Source organism: Geomonas sp. Red32 (genome assembly GCF_023652955.1).
Classification (GTDB): Bacteria; Desulfobacterota; Desulfuromonadia; order Geobacterales; family Geobacteraceae; genus Geomonas.
On record NZ_JAKLOY010000004.1, the window covers coordinates 246,892 to 265,830 of the forward strand.

Consider the following 18,939-nt stretch of genomic DNA (forward strand, 5'->3'; position numbering starts at 1 on the left):
TGGTGGCGGCACCAACCACCTCACCACTGGATCTGGACAACCAGGTCACAGGAGTTAAAATTGTCTCAGCCCGTCATAGAGGAGTGCCAAGATGAGACATATTCTCTTAGCCATGTTAGTTCTGTCACTCGCCGGGGCATCTGTGAGCTTTTCCGCCGAAACCACACCCAATCGAGGGCCCGAGATCATCAGGTTCCACATGGGGGATCTGACACTTCCCTTCAGGCACTGGGGCCACCAAAGGCTCGTCAACAACCAATGTTCCCCCTGCCACGGGTCCACTCCCGGCAAGATCGACAACTGGGGCAAGGAGATCGCCCACGCGCTCTGCATTCCCTGCCACGAAACCAGGCGGCGCGGCCCCGTCGAGTGCAAGGAGTGCCACCAGACCACGGTCTCCATCAAGCAGCTTCCCCCCGCCAAGGGAAAGGATTAGCAACAGAAAGGGCGCCAGGTTTCGATAACCCCGGCGCCCTTCTCCATCCCTCTTCAATGACGGTGCTTCACGCCTGACAGCACGCGCCGCAGACCGGACTCCTCACGTCCCCGCCCGCCCCGCTTAGCTCTCCTTCGTGCCCCCTGCCGATCCATACGCCGCCATGAAAACGTCCACCGCGCGCCCGGTGGCCTCCTCGATCTCCTTCGCCGTGACCTCCCCCGGCAACTGGTAGAGAAAGCGGTCCAAGAGCTCCGATTCCAGAAGGCTTACCAGGTGAAGGGTGGCCACGGCGGGATCGCCCTTTTTAAGCGCCCCCCCCTCCATCGCCCTTTCCAGGAAGCCGGAGACCAGCGCATGGCTGCGGGTCACGCCGTGTTCGTAAAGGAGGCGGCCTACAGCCGAGTGCCGCGATTGCGCGATCGCCATGTGCCGGGTGGCCTGGACCTCGGGGGAATAGAGGAAGGCGAGGAAGCGCTCGCCGAATTGCCGCAAGGAGCCGCCGATGTCAGCGGGGGAGACGGTAATGGCGTGGTGAGCCGCCTGGAACGAGGCCTCGGTCGAGCGCATCACGACTTCGGCAAAGAGCTCCTCCTTGGAAGCGAAGTAGTTATAGATGGTCGCCTTCGAGCCGCCGACCCGCGCACAGATATCCGACATCGAGGTCCGGTCGAATCCCGACTCACGGAAGGCTCGCGCCGCCTCCTCGATGATCGCCTCTCGCTTCGCTTCGCTCCGTTTTTTCATGGCACGCACCTTTCGATGGAAATCGTCGCTTGCAATCTACGCCATCGTGGTCTATTTTGTCTACTGGTATAACTGTACTGTACAGTATGGTTTAACGGTAAAACCACCGGCTGCCGGTTTAGCCGACCTCCTCCAGGGGAGTGGGGGCAAGCGGCGAGGAGCAGGGACATGGCGCGGAAAAAGGAACCGGAAAAGGAAGCAAATCACGAACGGTGGCTGGTCTCCTATGGCGACCTCCTCACCCTGCTCTTCGCGGTGTTCGTCACCCTGTACGCCATGTCCCAGGCTGACGTCAAAAAGGCCGAAGAAGCGGCAGCCTCCATGCGGCAGGCGTTCGGCATCACGTCCCCCAAAGGAGCCGCCGTGAAAACCTCCGTGATCGGGGCCGGCGAGGCAGGCGTCCTCCAGCTGCCGCCGGCAGGAGGGAGAAAGCTGGCCAACGAGGATGACCTGAGGGGCATCAAAGCCTCCCTCGATGCCTACCTCCTCAAGGCCGGTGCTGGCAACAGGGTCAGGGTCAGCCTCACCCGGCGCGGCCTGGTGGTGAGCCTCAAAGAGGCAGGATTCTTCGACTCCGGGAGTGCGGTGCTGAAGCAGGATCCTTCGGAGGTGCTGGCAACCATCGCATCCATCCTTAAGGAGACATCAAACGACTGCCGGGTGGAAGGCCACACCGACGATCTCCCGATTGCGACTCCAGCCTTCCCGTCCAACTGGGACCTCTCCAGTGCCCGTGCCACCAATGTGGTCAAACGCCTTACCGGGCAGTACGGAGTGGATCCCAGGTCGGTATCGGCTACCGGTTACGGTCAATACCAGCCGATGGCGGACAACGCGACCGGCGAGGGGCGCGCCCAAAACCGGCGTGTCGACATCGTCATCCTTTCCCCCACCACTCCCCGCTAGCCGGCACATCCCAGGGCCCGCCGGGCACCATGGTTCTCCCTCCCTGTCCCAGCTCAAAACCGGCATTGAGATTGTATGGTATTCTTTTCTCTCATTGCGGAAACTGAATAATCGCGCTAACTCAATCACCTTATGAGCAAAGGAGACGACTGTGAGACTGTATCCGAGTGTACTGTTAGTAGCCCTGATCCTGATCCCTTCAGCCGCCTTGGCCGTCAACGGCAACGGCCCCGTAGCGCCCAATGGCATAGCCCTTTTCAAGGACTACCGGATGTGGCAGGTTATCGCACCTTCCTACCGGGAGGACAAGCAGCAGATCCGCGTGATCCTCGGCAACCCCGTTGCCGTCCAGGCCATGCGGAACAAGATACGGCCGATGCCGGATGGCGCTGTCCTTTGCAAGATCGCCTGGTCGGCTAAAAAGCATCCGCAATTCCCGGTTGCGACGGTCCCGGAGAACTTCGCCCAGGTCGAGTTCATGGTCAAGGATTCGGCGAAATACAAGGCGACCGGCGGGTGGGGGTTCGCCCGCTTCGTCGGCCAGAAGTACCAGCCTTACGGAAAAGATCCCAGTTTCGTCCAGGAATGCTTCGGCTGCCACACCCCGGTGAAGGGGAACGACTATCTCTTCACCGGTTACGCCGCCGTCCCGTGACCAAGTAATCTCCCCACCCCTTCCTCCAGGCGACGCGCCCCGGAATGACCGCCGCTCATTCCGGGGCGCGCTTGCCTCAGCCCCTTCTTCTTTTCACCCGTATCCCCGCCACGGCACCGCCTTCGGCTTCTTCCGGAAAGAATCAAAGGAATAACCTTACCCGCCACACTCCTTATCCGCTGAGCATTTAGGTGCACTCAATAGTTTTTATCCGGCAAAAATCGCACTGCCGGTGAAATTTATTTCAAGTCGCACTCTTCCTATGTCGATATGCATCCCGGTAAGTCCCTTTTTCCCTTCACCTCCGGACCTGCAGTGACATTCCCACGTCACATTTCTTCCATTGAACATTGTTTAAGCATCTTCACTAACAAAGGCGGTCCGGAGGATAACGGCATGAAGTTGAACAGCATCAGGGCGAAACTCACGGCAGCTATCGTGGTGGCCATGGTAGCCACGGTGGTGATTTTGGGAGCGGTGAACTACTGGATCACCAGGGGGCTTCTGGTCGACGAAACCCAGGAAGGGCTGAGGACGCTGGCGATTCACAATGCGGAGAAGCTCAACCTGTGGCTGGATATCCGCAAGGGTGAGGTGGCCGAACTGGCGGCCTCGCCGCTCATCGCCGGCGGCAACGATCAGACTAGACTCGAATATCTCAAGAACGAGAACAGGCGGAACCCGGTCTACGCCTTCCTCTACGTGGCCGACGCCGACGGAAACGCCATCCTGACCACCGGTGCCAAGACCAACGTCGCCGACCGCCCCTACTTCAAGGAGGCCAAGTCCGGCAAGGTGGTGGTTTCCGCCCCGGTACGCTCCAAGGTCGACGGCAAACAGGTAGTGGTGGTGGCAGCCCCCATCACCCGCAACGGCCAGTTCGGCGGCGTAGTGGCCGCCACCGTCGGCCTGGATGACCTGATCAAGATGGCGGGCAAAATCAAGCCGGGTGCAACGGGTTACGCCTACGTGCTGCAAAAGGACGGACTGACCATCATCCACCCCTCCGAAAAGCTCGTCATGAAGCATAACGTCCTCGAAGACAGCAAGACCGGAAGCGACCTGAAGGACATCGCCGGGAAGATGGTCGCCGGCGAGTCGGGGATCGGCACCTACAGTTTCAAAGGGGTGAAAAAGTACTGTTCCTATGCCCCCATCGCCGGGCCGGGATGGAGCCTGGGGGTGACGGTCCCGGTCCACGAGGTGACGAGCAAGCTGAACGAGGTGCTGCTGGTGACCCTGGCCGTCCTGGTGGTGGCCCTCGCCGCGGCGGCCGTCTTCTCCTTCCTGATCGCGGGAACCTTCACCAAGCCGCTGCTCGCCATCAACGCTCTCATGGAAGAGCTGGCCGGCGGGGACCTGACCAAGCGCCTGGCAGTGAGCTCCAGGGACGAGCTGGGCGAAACCGGCAGGCATCTGAACAGCTTTGTGGACAGGATGCAGGGGAGCATCTCGCAGGTGGCGCAAACCTCCTCCCTGCTTTTCCACGCGGCAACCAAGGTGAAGAGCGCGGCGGGCGGCATGGCCGACGGGGCCGACCGGGCCTCAGCCCAGGTCGGTACGGTGGCCACCGCCGGCGAAGAGATGGCGGCCACCTCCTGCGACATCGCCCACAACTGCCAGCTCGCCTCGGAAGGGGCGCGGGAGGCCAACGAGGTGGCGCTGGCGGGAGCGCGGGTGGTGGAGGAAACCATCGCCGTGATGAGTAACATCACCCACCGGGTGAAGGGGACCGCCGCCGCGGTGGGAAGCCTGGGAGCCCGCTCCGACCAGATCGGCGCCATCGTAGGGACCATCGAGGATATCGCCGACCAGACGAACCTGCTGGCGCTTAACGCTGCCATCGAGGCCGCCCGGGCGGGAGAGCAGGGACGTGGATTCGCCGTGGTGGCGGACGAAGTGCGGGCGCTGGCTGAGCGGACCACGAGGGCCACCCGCGAAATCGGCGAGATGATCAAGGCGATCCAGAAGGAGACCGGCGACGCGGTGACCGCCATGGAGGAAGGGGTAACCGAGGTCGCCCGCGGAACCGAGAAGGCGGCCGGCTCCGGGAGGGCGCTGGAGGAGATCCTCGAAAAGATAGCGGCCGTCACCAGCCAGGTCCAGATGGTGGCCGTCGCCGCCGAAGAGCAGACGGCGACCACCTCCGAGATCAGCGCGAACATGCAGCGGATCACCGAGATCATCGGCGATACCACGAGCGGCGCCCGCGACTCCGCCGCTGCCGCCGTGGAGCTGCACGGCAGTGCCGACGAGCTCCAGCGCCTGGTTCGCCAGTTCAAAATCGGCTGACCGGTAACCGGCCGGGGGACCTCCCGAAACACCCTCCCCTCCCGTCAGCCTGCCACTACACCCGCTAAGCCCCCGGAATGACATGCCGCTCATTCCGGGGGATAGTTGCCTTTCCCAATTTCCCTGACATACTTGCGGCTATTCTTTGCTCACCCCGCGCTCCGGCCGGGAGATCGAGAGGTCACCTCATGCTCAGAAAAATCGTCTCCGGCGGGCAGACCGGCGTGGACCGGGCGGGACTGGACTCCGCGGCGGCGTGCGGATTGGCCACCGGCGGATATTGCCCGAAAGGGAGACTCGCCGAAGACGGCACCATTCCGCCCGAGTACCGCCTGACGGAAATGGCCTCCCCCGTCTACATCGTCCGGACCGAGAAGAACGTGGTGGAAAGCGATGGCACCCTGATACTCAACATCGGGGAAGTGACGGAAGGGACCAAGGCCACGCACGAGTTCGCCCTGAAGCACGGCAGACCGGCCCTCATCGTCCAGTTGGACGCGCCGGAGCTCACGGCGCCCGAGGAGGCCGCCCGCTGGATAGAGGAAAACGGGATCGTCACCTTGAACGTCGCCGGGCCCCGGGAGTCCAAATACCCCGGCGGGATCTACGCTGCGGCCTTCGACTTCCTCGAAAAGGTCTTCGGGTGCATCCATCCCTAGCCTTGATTGAGTACGTCACCTCCCCATCCATCCTGGACTAAAAATATCTCCACCGGGATAGGCAGGGTACAGGAAACTCGTTCTTTCCCGGACGAGCAGGGCACACTATCCGGCAAGCCCGTGACTGAGACCGGCATATCCTTTGACACGGCGGGATTGCGGGATACAGTTACAAAGCCTTTCCCATCCACAACACCACAAGCGAGTGAGCATGCTTCACCGGCTCGCCTCAACCTCCCCCCGGGCTGATACAGGAGCCCGTCACCTCTCGGCCAGTGAAAGAGATTCCTCTTGGTCAAGGAGAGCAAGGAGGAACAGATGACCACCGTGAAGAGTTGGCCCCGTTTCATCGCGGCGGCGGCACTGTTCTGCCTCGTGCAGGCATGATGCGCGTCGCACGACAACATGTTCCGCACCCACCCGGAGCTGGCCGCCCGGTCGCCACAGGTCAGGAAGATCCTCCTCGTCACCCCCGAGGTCAAGGCCTACCAGGTCTCGGCCGGCGACGTTGTCTACCGCCTGGGCGGACCATTCCGGGACCTGTTCCGTGGCTCAGGGCCAGGATACGGCCGGGAAGCAATCGGCAATGAATGAGTGATTGGCAGTTCTGTATCAAGGAAGGAGGGAATCCTGTGGAAAGAAAATCGGTGGTGTGTACTCATCTGCAGGGAGACTGGTCGAGTTCCGGGATAGGAAGACAACTCCTACCGCTGTCGGAGCTCTCAACGAGGCTGGGAAAGGAAACCAGGGAAGTTCATCTCGATTGCAGCGGCATAGAGAAGATCGATCGATGTGGCATCGAGGCGCTCTACAGCTGCCTTCATCGTCTGCAGACCCGCGGTTATCAGCCCCGGCTGATCGCCATACCCCAGGTGGTCCGGGATTTCCGGCATTTTCAGGAGTTGCTGGACGTCTGACCCTTCACCGGCGAGGGGGCTTTCCCCTCGCCCTTCGCTATTTCGCCACCGGATAGAACATGTACGATCCGAAGAGGTTATCCCTCCAGACCTGGAAGGTGGTGGGTCCCGTGTAGTTGTCGTCGAGGGAGGGGCCCGTGATGGAGAAGGTCGCCGGCTGCGCGCTGCTGGAGGTCGATGAATTCCAGCTGGCGGTCGTGGTGTAGGTCTTCGATATCTTCAGGTTGTTGCTGACGAAGTAGGTGAAATCGACCGGTCCGTCCACATAGCAGTCGACGCTGTAGTTGTACTTCGCCAGTTGCTTTCGCGAGGAGGCGTTGCGGGGGGTGACCGTAAAGACTTGGGTATCGGGGCCGTAGGTGAAGGTGTTGCCGCCGCTGGTCGTCTGGAGGTCGAAACGGTAGCTGTCGTCGTTCGCCGGGTCGTACTCGCCGGAAGCGAAGGGATCGGCCGCCAGGATGGACGCGTAGTCGGCGGTGGTGAGCCCCCCGACGGTGGTGTCCCAGCTGCGGGCCAGCAGCGCGGCGGTAGGGGCGGGAATCCGGCGCGGGTCCTTTAACTGCGAAACGCGCAGGGCGACGATGTCGGGGGAGGCGGCGGGATCTTCCTGGCGGTTGGCGTACCCGTCCCAGCGTATGCTCGTCGACCCGCTGATGGTCAGCTTGGCCGCCGGGTTGAGCCAGACGAAGATGATATCGCCGTCGTGATCGACCCCCTGGGGGGAGTCTTCTCCGGAGCGGGTGAGGCCGCTATTTCCCTCCATCATCAGCCCGAAGGCCGCGGTGTAGGCGGTGTCGACCGACTGGGTGTAGTTACCGAGGCTCGCATCGAAGAGAGCGCCCCCCGTGCTGAGGCTGACCGGATCGGAGAACGACTGGCGGTTGAGCGAGCTGGAGCCAAGGAGCCGGCTGTCGGCCGGATACCGGACGTAGCTTGCGCTCCCTGGAGGGGCATAGAGGATGCCGACGATGAGATACTTGGGGTAGATGCAGCCGGTAAGCTCGGTGGTGGTGCGGATTCCGGCCGGCGAGGGTTGTTTCGAGTTTTCGGGAGAGGACAACGCGCCACAACCGGCCATCAGCAAAGCGGTCAGGAAAACCGACATCGGTTTCAACATGCAAGCCTCCGCAGTCACTACTCATCGCAATATAAGGTGCTTCCCTTCTAACGATCCCGCTTGCTATTCCAACAACCGTACCAACGCCATTCACGCCGCCCGAAAGCCTTGGTTCCTCTATAAATCAACATCTTATACGCCACGCACGGATATCACCGAAAGATATCCAGGTGTGAATATTTTTACACCCCCTCCCCTGCGTATACATTAACGCCTATAAATCGGGGAGTTGCCGGAAGATGTAAAAATTTTCACACTGTCCACTTTTTTACAGTCACAGACACTTTACCGTCATACGCCGAAAGAGAACGGAGCACGGCGCCCCTGAATCGGGCACCAAGTAATGACTGAATGAGGAAAAGAGGGGAAAAACAGGAAGGATGGGGGGATCCCAGGTTGCATGGTCAGCGATGGTCGAGGAGCTCGCGCACCCGGGATAAGAGTACCTGGTGGAGAATGGGCTTTTTCAGATAGAGACAGCGCTCGTCGTAAAAGTCGGCGGGAAGCTCGTTGTTGTAGCCGCTCATCATGATGGTGGGGAGATCGGGGCGGACCCGCCGGATCTCCTGGTACAGCTCGGCCCCGCTTCTTCGCGGCATGACGACATCGGTCAGCAGGAGGTCGATCCGGCCGGGCTCCTCCTGGAACCGGTGCCACCCTTCCATGCCGTCGGCCGCCTCGATGACCGAATAGCCTTTTTTTTGCAGCATGATCCTGAACATGGTCCGGATGGTGTCGTCGTCCTCGACCAGCAGCACCGTTTCGCTCCCGGTCACCGGCTCGGGCATCTCGGTGGCGGCTTCGATGATCTTCCTCGCCGTCACCAGCGGGAAGTAGAGGGAAAACCTGGTACCCCGGCCCGGGCGGCTGTCGACGGCGATCCCCCCCTGGTGGTGCTTGGTGATGTTGTAGACCATGGCAAGCCCCAGCCCGGTCCCCTTCCCCACCTCTTTGGTGGAGAAGAACGGCTCGAAGATCCTCTCCAGGGTCCCTTCGTCCATGCCGCTCCCGGTGTCCTCCACCACCAAAAGGGCATGTCCCCCCGGCTCCTCGAGACCGAGCAGGTTCGCCTGGCGGGCCTCCACCTCGACCCGGCCGGTCGCGATAGCGATGGTCCCCTTCCCCCCGATGGCGTCGCGGGCGTTGGCCACCAGGTTCATGACCACCTGCTCCATCTCGCCGCCGTTGGCCAGGATCCAGAGACCCCCCTCGCAGCGGGTGAGCGAGAACTCCACCGATTCGGGAACCAGCTTGGTGAGGAGGCTCTCCGCATCGCCGAGGAGACTGTTCAGGTCGACCGGCTCCTTGTTGCCGCCGCTTTTCTTCCTGCTGTAGGTGAGGAGGCTCCGGATCAGCTTGGCACCCTTGGAAGAGGCCACCAGTATATGGTTCACCATGCCGCAAAGCGATTCCTGCCCTGCCCCGAGCTCCTTGGCGAGCTCCGCGTAGCCGGTGATGGCGGTGAGGATGTTGTTGAAATCGTGGGCGACCCCGCCGGCGAGGGTGCCGATCGCCTCCATCTTCTGGGACTGGCGAAGCTGCTGCTCCAGGTGGGTCCGCGTCTCCTCGGCGGCGACCTGGTCGGTGATGTCCCGGGTGATGCCGATGAGGAGCTGGCGCCCGCAGAACTCGAAGCCGCTCGAGGTGACCTCCACCGGGAGCACGGTCCCGTCCTTGCGCCGCTCTCCGGCGATCAGCCGGGCGAAACCGCCCCGGGCCGCCCGGTCGAAGAACAGCGGAAGGAGCGGGACGTCTTGGGGCGAGGCGATGTCGCGGATCTTCATCCGGAGGAGCTCGTCCCGGCTGTAGCCCAGGCGGGAACAGGCGGCTTCGTTGACCTCCACGATGGTACCGGTCTCGTCGTGGACGAAGACGGCATCGGCGATGCTGTCGAAGAGCGTCCGGAACATCTTCTCGGACTGGTCCAGCTTCTCGATGACCCTCTTCTGTTCGGTGATGTCGAGCAGGCAGCCGATCTCTCCCCCGAGGGATCCGTCGACCTGCGGGAACGGTGCGCGGTAGTGGATGACGTCGTGGCAGGTACCGTCGAAGGAGACGAAGGTTCCCTGGGAGACATCCGCCCCCTCCCGGCCCCCTGTGGCGGGCGGTGAGCCGGCCGCGGGGTGGAAAGGGACCACCGCCGAAAGGGGGTGCCCTACCACGTCGTCGCTGCCGAGTCCGGCCCAGCTGAGAAAGCTGCTGTTGCAGCCGATGCAGTTTCCCTGGGCATCGCCGTAGTAGGTCGGAACGGGAATGGTTTCCATGACGATGCGCTGGAACCCGATCTGCCGGTTAAGCTCCTTGCGCTGCCGGTCGAGCTGGGAGAGCATCGTGTTGAAGTGGGCGACCAGGCTTCCCACCTCGTCGTCGGTGGTTACCGGGATCTCCTCCTCGAGGACCCAGGTGGCGGAAACCCGGGCGATGTGCCCGTAGAGGTCGTAGAAGAGATTGACGCTCTTCCTCATCAGGGAAACCACGGCGAGATTGGCGGCTAAAAGAACCGCACCGATGACGGCCACGTTGGCGAGGATGGCCTTCCACAGCGATGCGTAGTAGGGGGTGAGATCGCGGTAGGAAGCGAGGTAGCCGACCCGTTTGCCGGAGGCGTCCTTCAGGGGAGAGAGCCCGACCGCCACCGTCTTGCGGCGGGTGGTGGCGATGGTGACGCCGGGGTGGCTGGCGGTGCCGGTGAGCTGGGGGGCCAGGGCGGCGGAGAGGCCGGGATCGGTGGGGTAGAGGATCCCGCCCCGGGCGGCGGCCTCGGTGGAGACCTGCGGGGGAAGCTTTTTGAGGAGGTTCGTGTCGAGCACGAGGGCGAAGTTGTTGCCCCCCATCCTTTTCATCCGCTCGAAGATGCTGTTGAACTCCTCGCCAACCTCGATGAACCCGGCGAGTTTCCCCTTCACATACACGGGGCCTACCGCCCGCACCGAGAAGAAGTTCTTCCCCTCCTCTATGCCGGTGGTTATCTGCAGGGTGGAGCGGGCCTTGAGGAAGGTCACCCGCTGCAGGCGGTCGCGGTCCTCTTCGTGCTTGTGGGCCCGCAGGATGACAGTCCCGTCCGGCGCGATGAAGTAGAGGTGGGTAATGCCGAGGTCGCGCCGCAGCTCGGCGAGGATGGGGGCGCCGGCGGCGAGCAGGGTTTCCTTGTCGCGGCGGGCGATCGCCCGGGCCAGCCCCTCCGCATGGGTAAGGCCGTAGATGGTGCCGGACAACCCCTTCTCGTCTCCCTGCACGACTTCCCGGAACACCTTGTACTGGCTGTCGGGAAACCTCTTGAGCTCCTCGTTGAGCAAAGAGATGCCGCGCTGATAGACCACGGCGCCGGTCAGGAAGGTGGTCAGCACGAAGAAGACCACGATGGTGAGTGTGAGTTTGGATTTTATCGACATGCTCAGGCCGCTCTGTCTTTGCGGCGACTCACCTTAGTCAGTGCGCCGGCATTTCCAGCACCTCTCGACACATCCGGGACGAAGCTCTGCGACAGTCCGAATCTCTCACGAAACATGAGCGAGACCAAGTAAGACAATACCGTAGAGAGACTCATCCATCGAGGCAAAAAACGCGGGCAGTCAAAAATACTTTCCGCTGACAGTGCCGACTGATTCTGCCTTTTTCAGCCTCCTTCCTTCCCTAACGGGAAGGGCGAATGCCTTGACCTTTACCGCCAACTGTTATACCTTGACGCGTCCCCGACTATCCCCGCAACCCCTCGTTTGGAAAAGGCATGACCCGTATCATCGCGGCTGACAAAACCGAAGACGATCTCCTCGAAGCGACGCTGCGCCCCCGGGCGCTGGCGGACTACGTCGGGCAGGAGAAGGCCAAGGGGAACCTGGGGCTTTTCATCGACGCCGCCCGTGGCCGGGGCGAAGCACTCGACCACGTGCTCCTCTACGGCCCCCCGGGGCTCGGCAAGACCACGCTCGCCAACATCGTCGCCTGCGAGATGGGGGTGAACATCAAGTCCACCTCGGGCCCGGTCATCGAGCGCCCGGGCGACCTGGCCGCCATCCTCACCAACCTGGAGCCGCACGACGTCCTCTTCATCGACGAGATCCACCGCCTCTCCCACGTGGTGGAGGAGATCCTCTACCCGGCCATGGAGGACTTCCAGCTCGACATCATCATCGGCCAGGGGCCGAGCGCCCGCACCATCAAGCTCGACCTCCCCAAGTTCACCCTGGTCGGCGCCACCACCCGGGCAGGGCTTCTCTCCTCCCCCTTGCGCGACCGCTTCGGTGTTATCTCCCGGCTCGAGTTCTACACCCACGACGAGCTCGCCTTCATCGTGACCCGCTCCGCCCGCATCTTCGGGATGGCCATCGACCCGGACGGCGCCCTGGAGCTCGCCCGCCGCAGCCGCGGAACGCCGAGGATCGCCAACCGGCTGCTCCGCCGCGTACGCGACTTCGCCCAGGTGCGCGCCGGCGGCGTCATCACCCGGGAAGTGGCCGACCAGGCGCTGCAGCTGCTCGAGATCGACGAGATGGGATTCGATCCCATGGACCGCGCGATCCTCCTGACCATCATCGACAAGTTCGGCGGCGGCCCGGTCGGGCTCGACACCATCGCCGCGGCCATCAGCGAGGAGAGCGACACCATCGAAGACGTCTACGAGCCGTTCCTGATCCAGAACGGTTTCCTCAACCGCACCCCGAGGGGACGGGTGGCCACCGCGGCCGCCTACCGGCATTTCGGGAGGGTGGCGCCGGAACCGCCCCAGGGAAGACTCTTCTAAATGCAGCTCATCTTCGACTTCCCCGTCATCCCCCGCTTCAGCTTCGACAATTTCGTGGTCTGCAGCGGCAACAGCACCGCCTACCGCTTCGCCCGCAAACTGGTCGAGGACGGTGGCGAAAACCTCCTCTACGTCCACGGTCCGGAAGGATCGGGAAAGACCCACCTTTTGACCGCGCTCGCCAACGCCATCGACGGGAGATACTTCAGTTTCCGGGACGCCGCCTCCCTCTACGGCGAAGCTGAGCCCGGCGAGGGGAGCTCGCGGCTGGCGGAATACTTCGAGGAGGCCGAGGCGCTGATCCTCGACGACCTGCACCTTTTGCCGGACAGCCAGGAGGCGAGGGTCGAGGTGTGGGAGCTTTTCAACGCCTACTACACGACGGGAAGAAAGATCGCCATCTCCGGGCTCGTGCCCCCCAAGGAGCTGCCGCACCTGGACGGGCACCTGACCAGCCGGCTTCTGTGGGGACTGGTGGCGAGGATGGATGTGTCGGATGACGAATCGAGAAGGATGATTCTCAAGAAGCTGGCCGAGGACCGGCAGATGGCGCTCCCTGCCGAGGTGATCGACCAGATGCTGTTGACGGTGCGAAGGGACATCCCCTCGCTGGTGTGGGCGCTGGAGAACATCAACCGGTACTCCATCTCCACCATGAGAAAGATCACCACCAGGCTCGCCAAGGAGGCGCTGGGGGTGGCGAGGGACTGAGGGCGGCTTTTCAGCCGCCTTTTTTCGTTTCCAGCTCTTCCCAGCGGGCGTAGGCTGCCGCGAGCTCGGTCTCCAGACGCCCATAGTCGGCGGTGATGGCGGCTATGCCGCCGGCAACCGTGGCATAGGTGGCAGGATCCGCCAGCATCGCCTGCACCTTGGCAAAATCATCCTCCATCTCGGCTATCTTCGCCTCCACCTGCTCGAGCTCGATCTTCTCCTTGTAGCTCAGCCCCTTCTTCGGCTTTTCGGCGGCCGGTGCCTGGGCCTCGCGCTTCTCCGCCCGCGCGGGGGCGGCGGCAGCCTTGGCGGCCGCTTCCTTGCGCTCCCGGTACTCGGTGTAGTTCCCCTCGTAGAAGGTCACCACCCCATTCCCCTCGAAGGCCAGCACCCCGGTTGCCACCTTGTCCAGGAAGAAGCGGTCATGGGTGACCATCAGCACACAGCCGGGGAAGGCGGCGATGGAGGCATCCAAAAGCTGCAGGGTCGGAATGTCCAGGTCGTTGGTCGGTTCGTCCAATACCAGCAGGTTGGAGTCCTGCAACATCAGCCTCGCCAGGATCAGCCGGCTCTTCTCGCCGCCGGAAAGGCTTCCCACCGGGCGCCGCCGGTCGTCGGGAGCGAAGAGGAAATCCTCCAGGTAGCCTATCTTGTGCCGCTTCTCTCCCCGGCAGGTGACGTAGTCCCCTTCCCCGAAGAAATCGTAGACGGTCTGGTTGGGATCGAGCACCTCGCGCAGCTGGTCGAAATAGGAGATCTTGGTCTTCTTCCCCAGCACCACCCGGCCGGAGTCCGGCTCCTCCTCCCCCATGATCATCTTGATGAGGGTGGTCTTGCCGCAGCCGTTGGGGCCGATGACGCCGACCCGGTCGCCGCGCTTCATGCCGAAGGTGACGTTCTTTACGAGCTGCCGGTCGCCGTACCCCTTGCCGACCTGGTCGAGCTCCAGGATGGTCCCTCCCAGCCCCTCGCCGGTGGAGAAGCCGATCTTCAGCTCGCGGCGGCCGGGGCCGGAGGCGCTCTCCTCCAGGTCGTGAAAGCGGTCGATCCTCGCCTTTTGCTTGGTCGTGCGGGCAGCGGGGCCCCGGCGCATCCAGTCGGTCTCGATCCGGAGGAGATTGAGGAGCCTGGCCTTCCTGGACGCCTCGCTCATGAGCTTCGCTTCCCGCTGCTCGAGGTAGAGGGAATACCCGCCCTGGTAGGAGGTGAGGTTCCCCATCTCCAGCTCCAGCATCCGGTTCACCACCTGGTCGAGGAAGTAACGGTCGTGGGTGATCAGCATGACGGCGCCGGGGTAGGCCTTCAGGTGATCCTGGAGCCACTGCGTGGTGTCGGCGTCCAGGTGGTTGGTCGGCTCGTCGAGCAAAAGGAGATCGGGGGCCTGCAGAAGGAGCCTGGCAAGCGCGACGCGCCGCTTGGTTCCGCCGGAGAGGGTGCCGATGCGCTGGTGGGGATCGGGGAGCTGGAGATGGGTCATCATCTCCGCGACGCGGTGATCGGTGTTCCAGCCGCCGTGGTGCTCGATCCATACGGTGAGCTCCCCCTGGCGGACCAAAAGGCGGTCCATGTCGGAGGGGTTCGACGCCATCCGCTCGGCGATCTCGTTGAAGGCGGCCATGGCCTTCCTGATCTCGGTGAGGCCGCTCTCGATCTCGGCGGCCACCGTGGAGCCCTCGTCGAGGATCGGGTCCTGGCTGAGATAGCCGACCGAGGCGCCGCGTTTCATGGCGATGGAGCCGCTGTCGCGGTCCTCGACCCCGGCCAGGATGGTGAGCAGGGTGGATTTGCCGGCGCCGTTGGCCCCGATCAGCCCTACCCGCTCGTCCTCGCCGACGGCAAAGGTGACGTTGTCCATGAGGACGCGGGGACCGAAACTTTTCGAGAGGTTGGTTATATCGACTACGTTCATTGCAGCTCCATATATTCTCCCCCTCCCTTCCTCGATCCACCTGCTTCGGCGAAAGGTCCCCCCCTTGTTAAAGGGGGGACAGGGGGGATTTGCCTTTGCTCACTGAGCATGGGCGTCGATCTCCCCCCTTCGCAAAGGGGGGAACCTTTATCTCGCCTTCCCACTAAGGGGGAGCTTTATCCCGCTTCGGGACGCTGGCCGAAAGTTGCCCGCGGGTCAGCGGAAGAGGTCGCCCAGCCGGTTCAGGAGGTTCGAGGGGCGGAAGGACTTGGGGATGGCATAGGTGCCGGTCTGGTTGACCGGGATGGTGGTCTGGCCGATCAGGGTGTCCACATCGAGCCCGGCGGACAGCTGGTAGGGGATGCGGTCCGCGTCCGGCGCCTTTTTCAGGATCTCCACCAGGTCGCCGTACGCCACCCGGATCGGGATCCGGAGCTCGGTCTCCACATCGGAAGGAAACTTCACCTCTTCCCGTGCGCCCCCCTTCGCCAAGGGAAGCGCCATGACCTTCAGGTCGTAGCTGTACCCCTTCAGCTTCAGGTCGTAGAAGTTGGGGTTGGTCACCGCCAGCAGGAGCTCCATCCCGAGCCCGCCCGGATCGAGGCTCGTCACCGTCAGGCTCTTGACCTTGACGGTGGGTGCCTTCACGAACATCGAGCAGCCGGTGAGCCCCAGCAAGCCAAGCAGTACGAACAGTAAGACAGTCTTCTTCACAGCTTTCTCCGTAACGCCCCCGCCGGCCGGCACCAGGAAAATCGAGGTGGAAGGTCGTCCGGAGGCCAGGTTCTTTTACCGGAACTCCCCCTTTTTTAACGGGGGAGTTGACGACGGCTTATGAAAAGAAAAAGGGCGGGTTCCTCATGGAAACCCGCCCACTATAGCACAACAGGTCAGGAAACGACAGCAGTAGCATCACTGGTAGTTGACGGCAACCCTCTGATACGACTGCTTCTCCATCTCCTTCAGGATCTCGGCCCGGAAACGTTTCCGCATCCGGTCGTAGGCCTTGGCGGCGGGGCCGGCACCACAGTAGTAGCGCTTGGCCCGGGACAGATTCCCTTTCGCCATGTCGAGCTTTTCGTAAAGCTCGTGTACCGCGGCGTCGGCACACTTCTCGTCATCTCTCATCTCGCCCGGCAGATAGCCGTGGCTGATGGCCCTCTCGGGCATCAATTGCCAAACGCCCATGGCCCCCTTGGAAGATACCGCTCGGCTGGACAGCTTGTGTCCGCCGGTCTCGGCCAGAGCTATTTCGGCGAGATCCAGCGGGGTGAACTTGGTTCCTTCCGTCTTCTGGTAGCAGATCTCCGCCAGCCATTTGGCCCGCTGCGGTGTGGTGCGCCGCTCGAAGGTCGCCGAAATGGCCGGCACCATGTTCTTTCTTTCTTCCGTTTTGGCATCTTTCGATGCCTCCTTAACAGTACCCGGGGAGGAATCGGACTGCTCCTCCTCTTTCTCTTTCTTCCCGCCTGCCTGCAGAACACGATCCGATTCCGTGTTCCCCGGTTTTACCGGAACCTGCGCCTGCTGCAGGTGGGACTGGTCGCACGAGGTGTTGAACAGCAACACCGTGGCCAGCAGAATAACAAGTTTTTTCATAGGTGACAGTTTTGATGGCTTTTGCCGGCTTTGGGGGTAAACCTCGAGGTCGGTGGAAGCCTGCGCCAATCATCTCCTTTCTTGAGGATGGGTTGCCGTCAACATGAGGCACCAAGTGTAGCCAATCCTCATAAGATTGCAAGTTTCGAATTATAATTAGTTAACTTGCCAACAAAAAAGGAGACCGCCGGCGGTCTCCTTCCCCTAAACTACCCGAATTATTATTTAAAGCTGTACTCCCATGACGTCTGCCACGGTATGGATGTCCTTGTCTCCACGGCCGGAAAGGCAAACTACGATGGTCTGGTCCGCGGACAGGGCCGGGGCCAGACGCAGCGCATGGGCGACAGCGTGAGAAGATTCCAGAGCGGGGATGATCCCTTCTTCCCTGGTGAGTTCCTGGAAAGCGGCCAGCGCTTCGTCGTCGGTGACCGAGACGTAGCTCGCGCGGCCGATATCCTTCAGGTACGAATGCTCGGGTCCCACGCCGGGGTAATCGAGACCGGCGGAGATGGAGTGCGCGTGGGCGATCTGCCCGAATTCGTCCTGCAGGAGGTACGTCTTGTTGCCGTGCAATACGCCGACGCTCCCTGCGGAAAGCGGGGCGGCGTGCTTGCCGGATTCGATGCCGTAACCGGCGGCTTCGACCCCGATCATCTGGACGGAGGCGTCGTTGCGGAAGGCGTGGAAGAGCCCGATGGCGTTGCTCCCGCCGCCGACGGCAGCCACCAGGTAGTCGGGGAGCCTTCCTTCCGCCTCGAGGTGCTGGGCGCGGGCCTCGTCGCCGATGATGGCCTGGAAGTCGCGCACCATCAGCGGGTACGGGTGCGGGCCGGCCACGGTGCCGATGATGTAGAAGGTGTTATCGATGTAGGTCACCCAGTTGCGCATCGCCTCGTTCATGGCGTCTTTGAGGGTGGCGGTCCCCGAGCTGACCGGGATCACCTTGGCCCCGAGGAGCTTCATCCGGAAGACGTTGAGCGACTGGCGCCGGATGTCCTCCTCACCCATGAAGACCTCGCACTCCATGCCGAAGAGGGCGGCGACGGTGGCGGTGGCCACCCCGTGCTGCCCGGCGCCGGTCTCGGCGATCACCCGCTTTTTCCCCATCCTCTTGGCCAAAAGCGCCTGACCGATGGTGTTGTTGACCTTGTGGGCACCGGTGTGGTTCAGGTCCTCGCGCTTGAGGTAGATCTTGGCCCCACCGAACTTACGGGACAGCTTCTCGGCATAGTACAGGGGGTTCGGCCTCCCTACGTACTGGCGCAGGTAGTAGGCGTACTCCTCCTTGAACTCCGGGTCGTTCCGGTAATGGTTGTAAGCCTGTTCGAGCTCGAGAAGCGCCGGCATCAGCGTCTCAGAGACGTATCTACCCCCGAACGGGCCAAAGTGTCCGTTGTGGTCTGGCTGGGTCAAAAAAAGCCTCCGGTACTGTTTGGGAAGGGTGCATCATAGCCTCTACGTCGATAAATTGCAAGCTTAGCCTCTCTTTCCCTCTGTCGTCGGCAGGTTACGGCGTTTCTCTTTGCCTTTGAGAGCTGTTTGCGATACATACAAGGGTTGTCCTTAATTCAGTCCGAGGGGAGCCCGTAATGGCATTGGAGAAACCCTTTCACATTGTGCTGGTGGAGCCTGAGATTCCACCCAACACCGGTAACATTGCCCGGCTGTGTGGTGCCACCGGGACCTATCTCCACCTAGTGGGAAAGCTCGGTTTCTCGACCGACGACCGCTATCTCAAACGGGCCGGACTCGATTATTGGAGCGAAGTAGAGATCGATTACTGGCCGGATCTCGCCTCGCTGCAGGAGGCCAACCCCGGGGCGCGTTTCGTCTACACCAGCAAGAAGGCGGCGAAAAGCTATGTCGGCTTCCGGTTCGAACCGGGGGATTTCATCGTCTTCGGGAAAGAGACCAAGGGGCTCCCGGAGGAGCTGATCGATGCGCACCCGGAGAGCGCGGTACGGATCCCCATCATCGGCAAGGTGCGAAGTCTCAACCTCTCCACCTCGGCGGGGATCGTCCTCTACGAGGCGCTCCGGCAGACCGGGGCGCTGGAGGGAGAGTAGACAGCGTAAAGTAAAAAGCCCCCTCGGCACTCATGGCCGAGGGGGCTTTTCTTTTTCCGTAAATACGTGACGGCGCCGTCCCCTCCTGACAGGTTCTTTCGGATTCCCGGTAGAACCGGGTCCCCCCCTTGTCAAAGGGGGGACAGGGGGGATTTGCCGTTCACCAAGCCAGAGGCAAATC

At 62.4% G+C, this 18,939-nt stretch carries 17 protein-coding genes; 10 read left to right on the forward strand and 7 right to left on the reverse strand.

Going from position 1 to position 18,939, the window contains the following annotated elements; all coding sequences use genetic code 11:
* Positions 1-112: 112 nt before the first annotated feature.
* A complete protein-coding gene (locus L4X63_RS12755) occupies positions 113-436 on the forward strand; it encodes a cytochrome c3 family protein (protein ID WP_250679019.1) in 324 nt (107 codons plus the stop codon).
* Between the two features lie 123 nt (positions 437-559).
* Here the strand turns inward: L4X63_RS12755 and L4X63_RS12760 are convergent, their stop codons facing one another.
* Positions 560-1,183 (reverse strand): TetR/AcrR family transcriptional regulator, encoded by a 624-nt coding sequence (locus tag L4X63_RS12760; protein WP_250679020.1) that lies wholly within the window; start codon positions 1,181-1,183, stop codon positions 560-562.
* 168 nt (positions 1,184-1,351) lie between these two features.
* Between L4X63_RS12760 and L4X63_RS12765 the strand changes: the two genes are divergently transcribed.
* The 6 genes from L4X63_RS12765 (at position 1,352) to L4X63_RS12790 (ending at position 6,612) form a co-directional block, all read left to right on the forward strand.
* Entirely contained in the window at positions 1,352-2,089 is a 738-nt protein-coding gene (locus L4X63_RS12765; protein ID WP_250679021.1) for a flagellar motor protein MotB, read from the forward strand.
* Positions 2,090-2,240: 151 nt separating this feature from the next.
* Positions 2,241-2,744, forward strand: coding sequence for a cytochrome P460 family protein (locus L4X63_RS12770; protein WP_250679022.1), 504 nt, complete (start codon positions 2,241-2,243; stop codon positions 2,742-2,744).
* Between the two features lie 396 nt (positions 2,745-3,140).
* Complete coding sequence (locus L4X63_RS12775) at positions 3,141-5,036, forward strand: methyl-accepting chemotaxis protein (protein ID WP_250679023.1); 1,896 nt, start codon at positions 3,141-3,143, stop codon at positions 5,034-5,036.
* Between the two features lie 188 nt (positions 5,037-5,224).
* Complete coding sequence (locus tag L4X63_RS12780; RefSeq protein ID WP_250679024.1) at positions 5,225-5,695, forward strand: putative molybdenum carrier protein; 471 nt, start codon at positions 5,225-5,227, stop codon at positions 5,693-5,695.
* A 405-nt stretch (positions 5,696-6,100) separates the two neighbouring features.
* Positions 6,101-6,289 (forward strand): hypothetical protein, encoded by a 189-nt coding sequence (locus L4X63_RS12785; protein WP_250679025.1) that lies wholly within the window; start codon positions 6,101-6,103, stop codon positions 6,287-6,289.
* 38 nt (positions 6,290-6,327) lie between these two features.
* Positions 6,328-6,612 (forward strand): STAS domain-containing protein, encoded by a 285-nt coding sequence (locus L4X63_RS12790; RefSeq protein ID WP_250679026.1) that lies wholly within the window; start codon positions 6,328-6,330, stop codon positions 6,610-6,612.
* Positions 6,613-6,649: 37 nt separating this feature from the next.
* Here the strand turns inward: L4X63_RS12790 and L4X63_RS12795 are convergent, their stop codons facing one another.
* On the reverse strand, positions 6,650-7,729 hold the full coding sequence (locus tag L4X63_RS12795) for a hypothetical protein (protein WP_250679027.1): 1,080 nt from the start codon (positions 7,727-7,729) through the stop codon (positions 6,650-6,652).
* A gap of 404 nt (positions 7,730-8,133) precedes the next feature.
* Positions 8,134-11,121 (reverse strand): PAS domain S-box protein, encoded by a 2,988-nt coding sequence (locus L4X63_RS12800; protein WP_250679028.1) that lies wholly within the window; start codon positions 11,119-11,121, stop codon positions 8,134-8,136.
* 335 nt (positions 11,122-11,456) lie between these two features.
* On the opposite strand from L4X63_RS12800, the gene ruvB reads away from it, so the two are divergent.
* Both ruvB and L4X63_RS12810 read left to right on the forward strand, forming a co-directional pair.
* The gene (gene ruvB / locus L4X63_RS12805; protein WP_250679029.1) at positions 11,457-12,470 is read left to right on the forward strand and encodes a Holliday junction branch migration DNA helicase RuvB; all 1,014 of its coding nucleotides are present in this window, start codon (positions 11,457-11,459) and stop codon (positions 12,468-12,470) included.
* Positions 12,471-13,181 (forward strand): DnaA/Hda family protein, encoded by a 711-nt coding sequence (locus L4X63_RS12810; RefSeq protein WP_250679030.1) that lies wholly within the window; start codon positions 12,471-12,473, stop codon positions 13,179-13,181. It abuts the gene before it with no gap.
* Positions 13,182-13,191: 10 nt separating this feature from the next.
* On the opposite strand, the gene ettA is transcribed toward L4X63_RS12810, so the two are convergent.
* The 4 genes from ettA to trpB all read right to left on the reverse strand — a co-directional run bounded on the left by ettA (position 13,192) and on the right by trpB (position 18,105).
* Positions 13,192-15,090, reverse strand: a complete 1,899-nt coding sequence (gene ettA / locus L4X63_RS12815; RefSeq protein ID WP_250679031.1) for an energy-dependent translational throttle protein EttA — start codon at positions 15,088-15,090, stop codon at positions 13,192-13,194.
* Between the two features lie 216 nt (positions 15,091-15,306).
* Positions 15,307-15,804, reverse strand: a complete 498-nt coding sequence (locus L4X63_RS12820; RefSeq protein ID WP_250679032.1) for an LEA/WHy family protein — start codon at positions 15,802-15,804, stop codon at positions 15,307-15,309.
* 198 nt (positions 15,805-16,002) lie between these two features.
* Positions 16,003-16,689 (reverse strand): transglycosylase SLT domain-containing protein, encoded by a 687-nt coding sequence (locus L4X63_RS12825; protein WP_250679033.1) that lies wholly within the window; start codon positions 16,687-16,689, stop codon positions 16,003-16,005.
* A 225-nt stretch (positions 16,690-16,914) separates the two neighbouring features.
* Positions 16,915-18,105, reverse strand: coding sequence for a tryptophan synthase subunit beta (trpB, locus tag L4X63_RS12830; RefSeq protein WP_250679034.1), 1,191 nt, complete (start codon positions 18,103-18,105; stop codon positions 16,915-16,917).
* Positions 18,106-18,281: 176 nt separating this feature from the next.
* On the opposite strand from trpB, the gene L4X63_RS12835 reads away from it, so the two are divergent.
* The gene (locus L4X63_RS12835; RefSeq protein ID WP_250679035.1) at positions 18,282-18,758 is read left to right on the forward strand and encodes a tRNA (cytidine(34)-2'-O)-methyltransferase; all 477 of its coding nucleotides are present in this window, start codon (positions 18,282-18,284) and stop codon (positions 18,756-18,758) included.
* The last annotated feature ends 181 nt before the right edge of the window (positions 18,759-18,939 follow it).

Bases quoted from the DNA above. Each gene is read 5' to 3' on its own strand.
- L4X63_RS12755 (WP_250679019.1), top strand. From the start codon at position 113: ATGTTAGTTCTGTCACTCGCCGGGGCATCTGTGAGCTTTTCCGCCGAA.
- L4X63_RS12760 (WP_250679020.1), bottom strand. From the start codon at position 1,183: ATGAAAAAACGGAGCGAAGCGAAGCGAGAGGCGATCATCGAGGAGGCG.
- L4X63_RS12765 (WP_250679021.1), top strand. From the start codon at position 1,352: ATGGCGCGGAAAAAGGAACCGGAAAAGGAAGCAAATCACGAACGGTGG.
- L4X63_RS12775 (WP_250679023.1), top strand. From the start codon at position 3,141: ATGAAGTTGAACAGCATCAGGGCGAAACTCACGGCAGCTATCGTGGTG.
- L4X63_RS12780 (WP_250679024.1), top strand. From the start codon at position 5,225: ATGCTCAGAAAAATCGTCTCCGGCGGGCAGACCGGCGTGGACCGGGCG.
- L4X63_RS12785 (WP_250679025.1), top strand. From the start codon at position 6,101: ATGTTCCGCACCCACCCGGAGCTGGCCGCCCGGTCGCCACAGGTCAGG.
- L4X63_RS12795 (WP_250679027.1), bottom strand. From the start codon at position 7,729: ATGTTGAAACCGATGTCGGTTTTCCTGACCGCTTTGCTGATGGCCGGT.
- L4X63_RS12800 (WP_250679028.1), bottom strand. From the start codon at position 11,121: ATGTCGATAAAATCCAAACTCACACTCACCATCGTGGTCTTCTTCGTG.
- ruvB (WP_250679029.1), top strand. From the start codon at position 11,457: ATGACCCGTATCATCGCGGCTGACAAAACCGAAGACGATCTCCTCGAA.
- L4X63_RS12810 (WP_250679030.1), top strand. From the start codon at position 12,471: ATGCAGCTCATCTTCGACTTCCCCGTCATCCCCCGCTTCAGCTTCGAC.
- ettA (WP_250679031.1), bottom strand. From the start codon at position 15,090: ATGAACGTAGTCGATATAACCAACCTCTCGAAAAGTTTCGGTCCCCGC.
- L4X63_RS12825 (WP_250679033.1), bottom strand. From the start codon at position 16,689: ATGAAAAAACTTGTTATTCTGCTGGCCACGGTGTTGCTGTTCAACACC.
- L4X63_RS12835 (WP_250679035.1), top strand. From the start codon at position 18,282: ATGGCATTGGAGAAACCCTTTCACATTGTGCTGGTGGAGCCTGAGATT.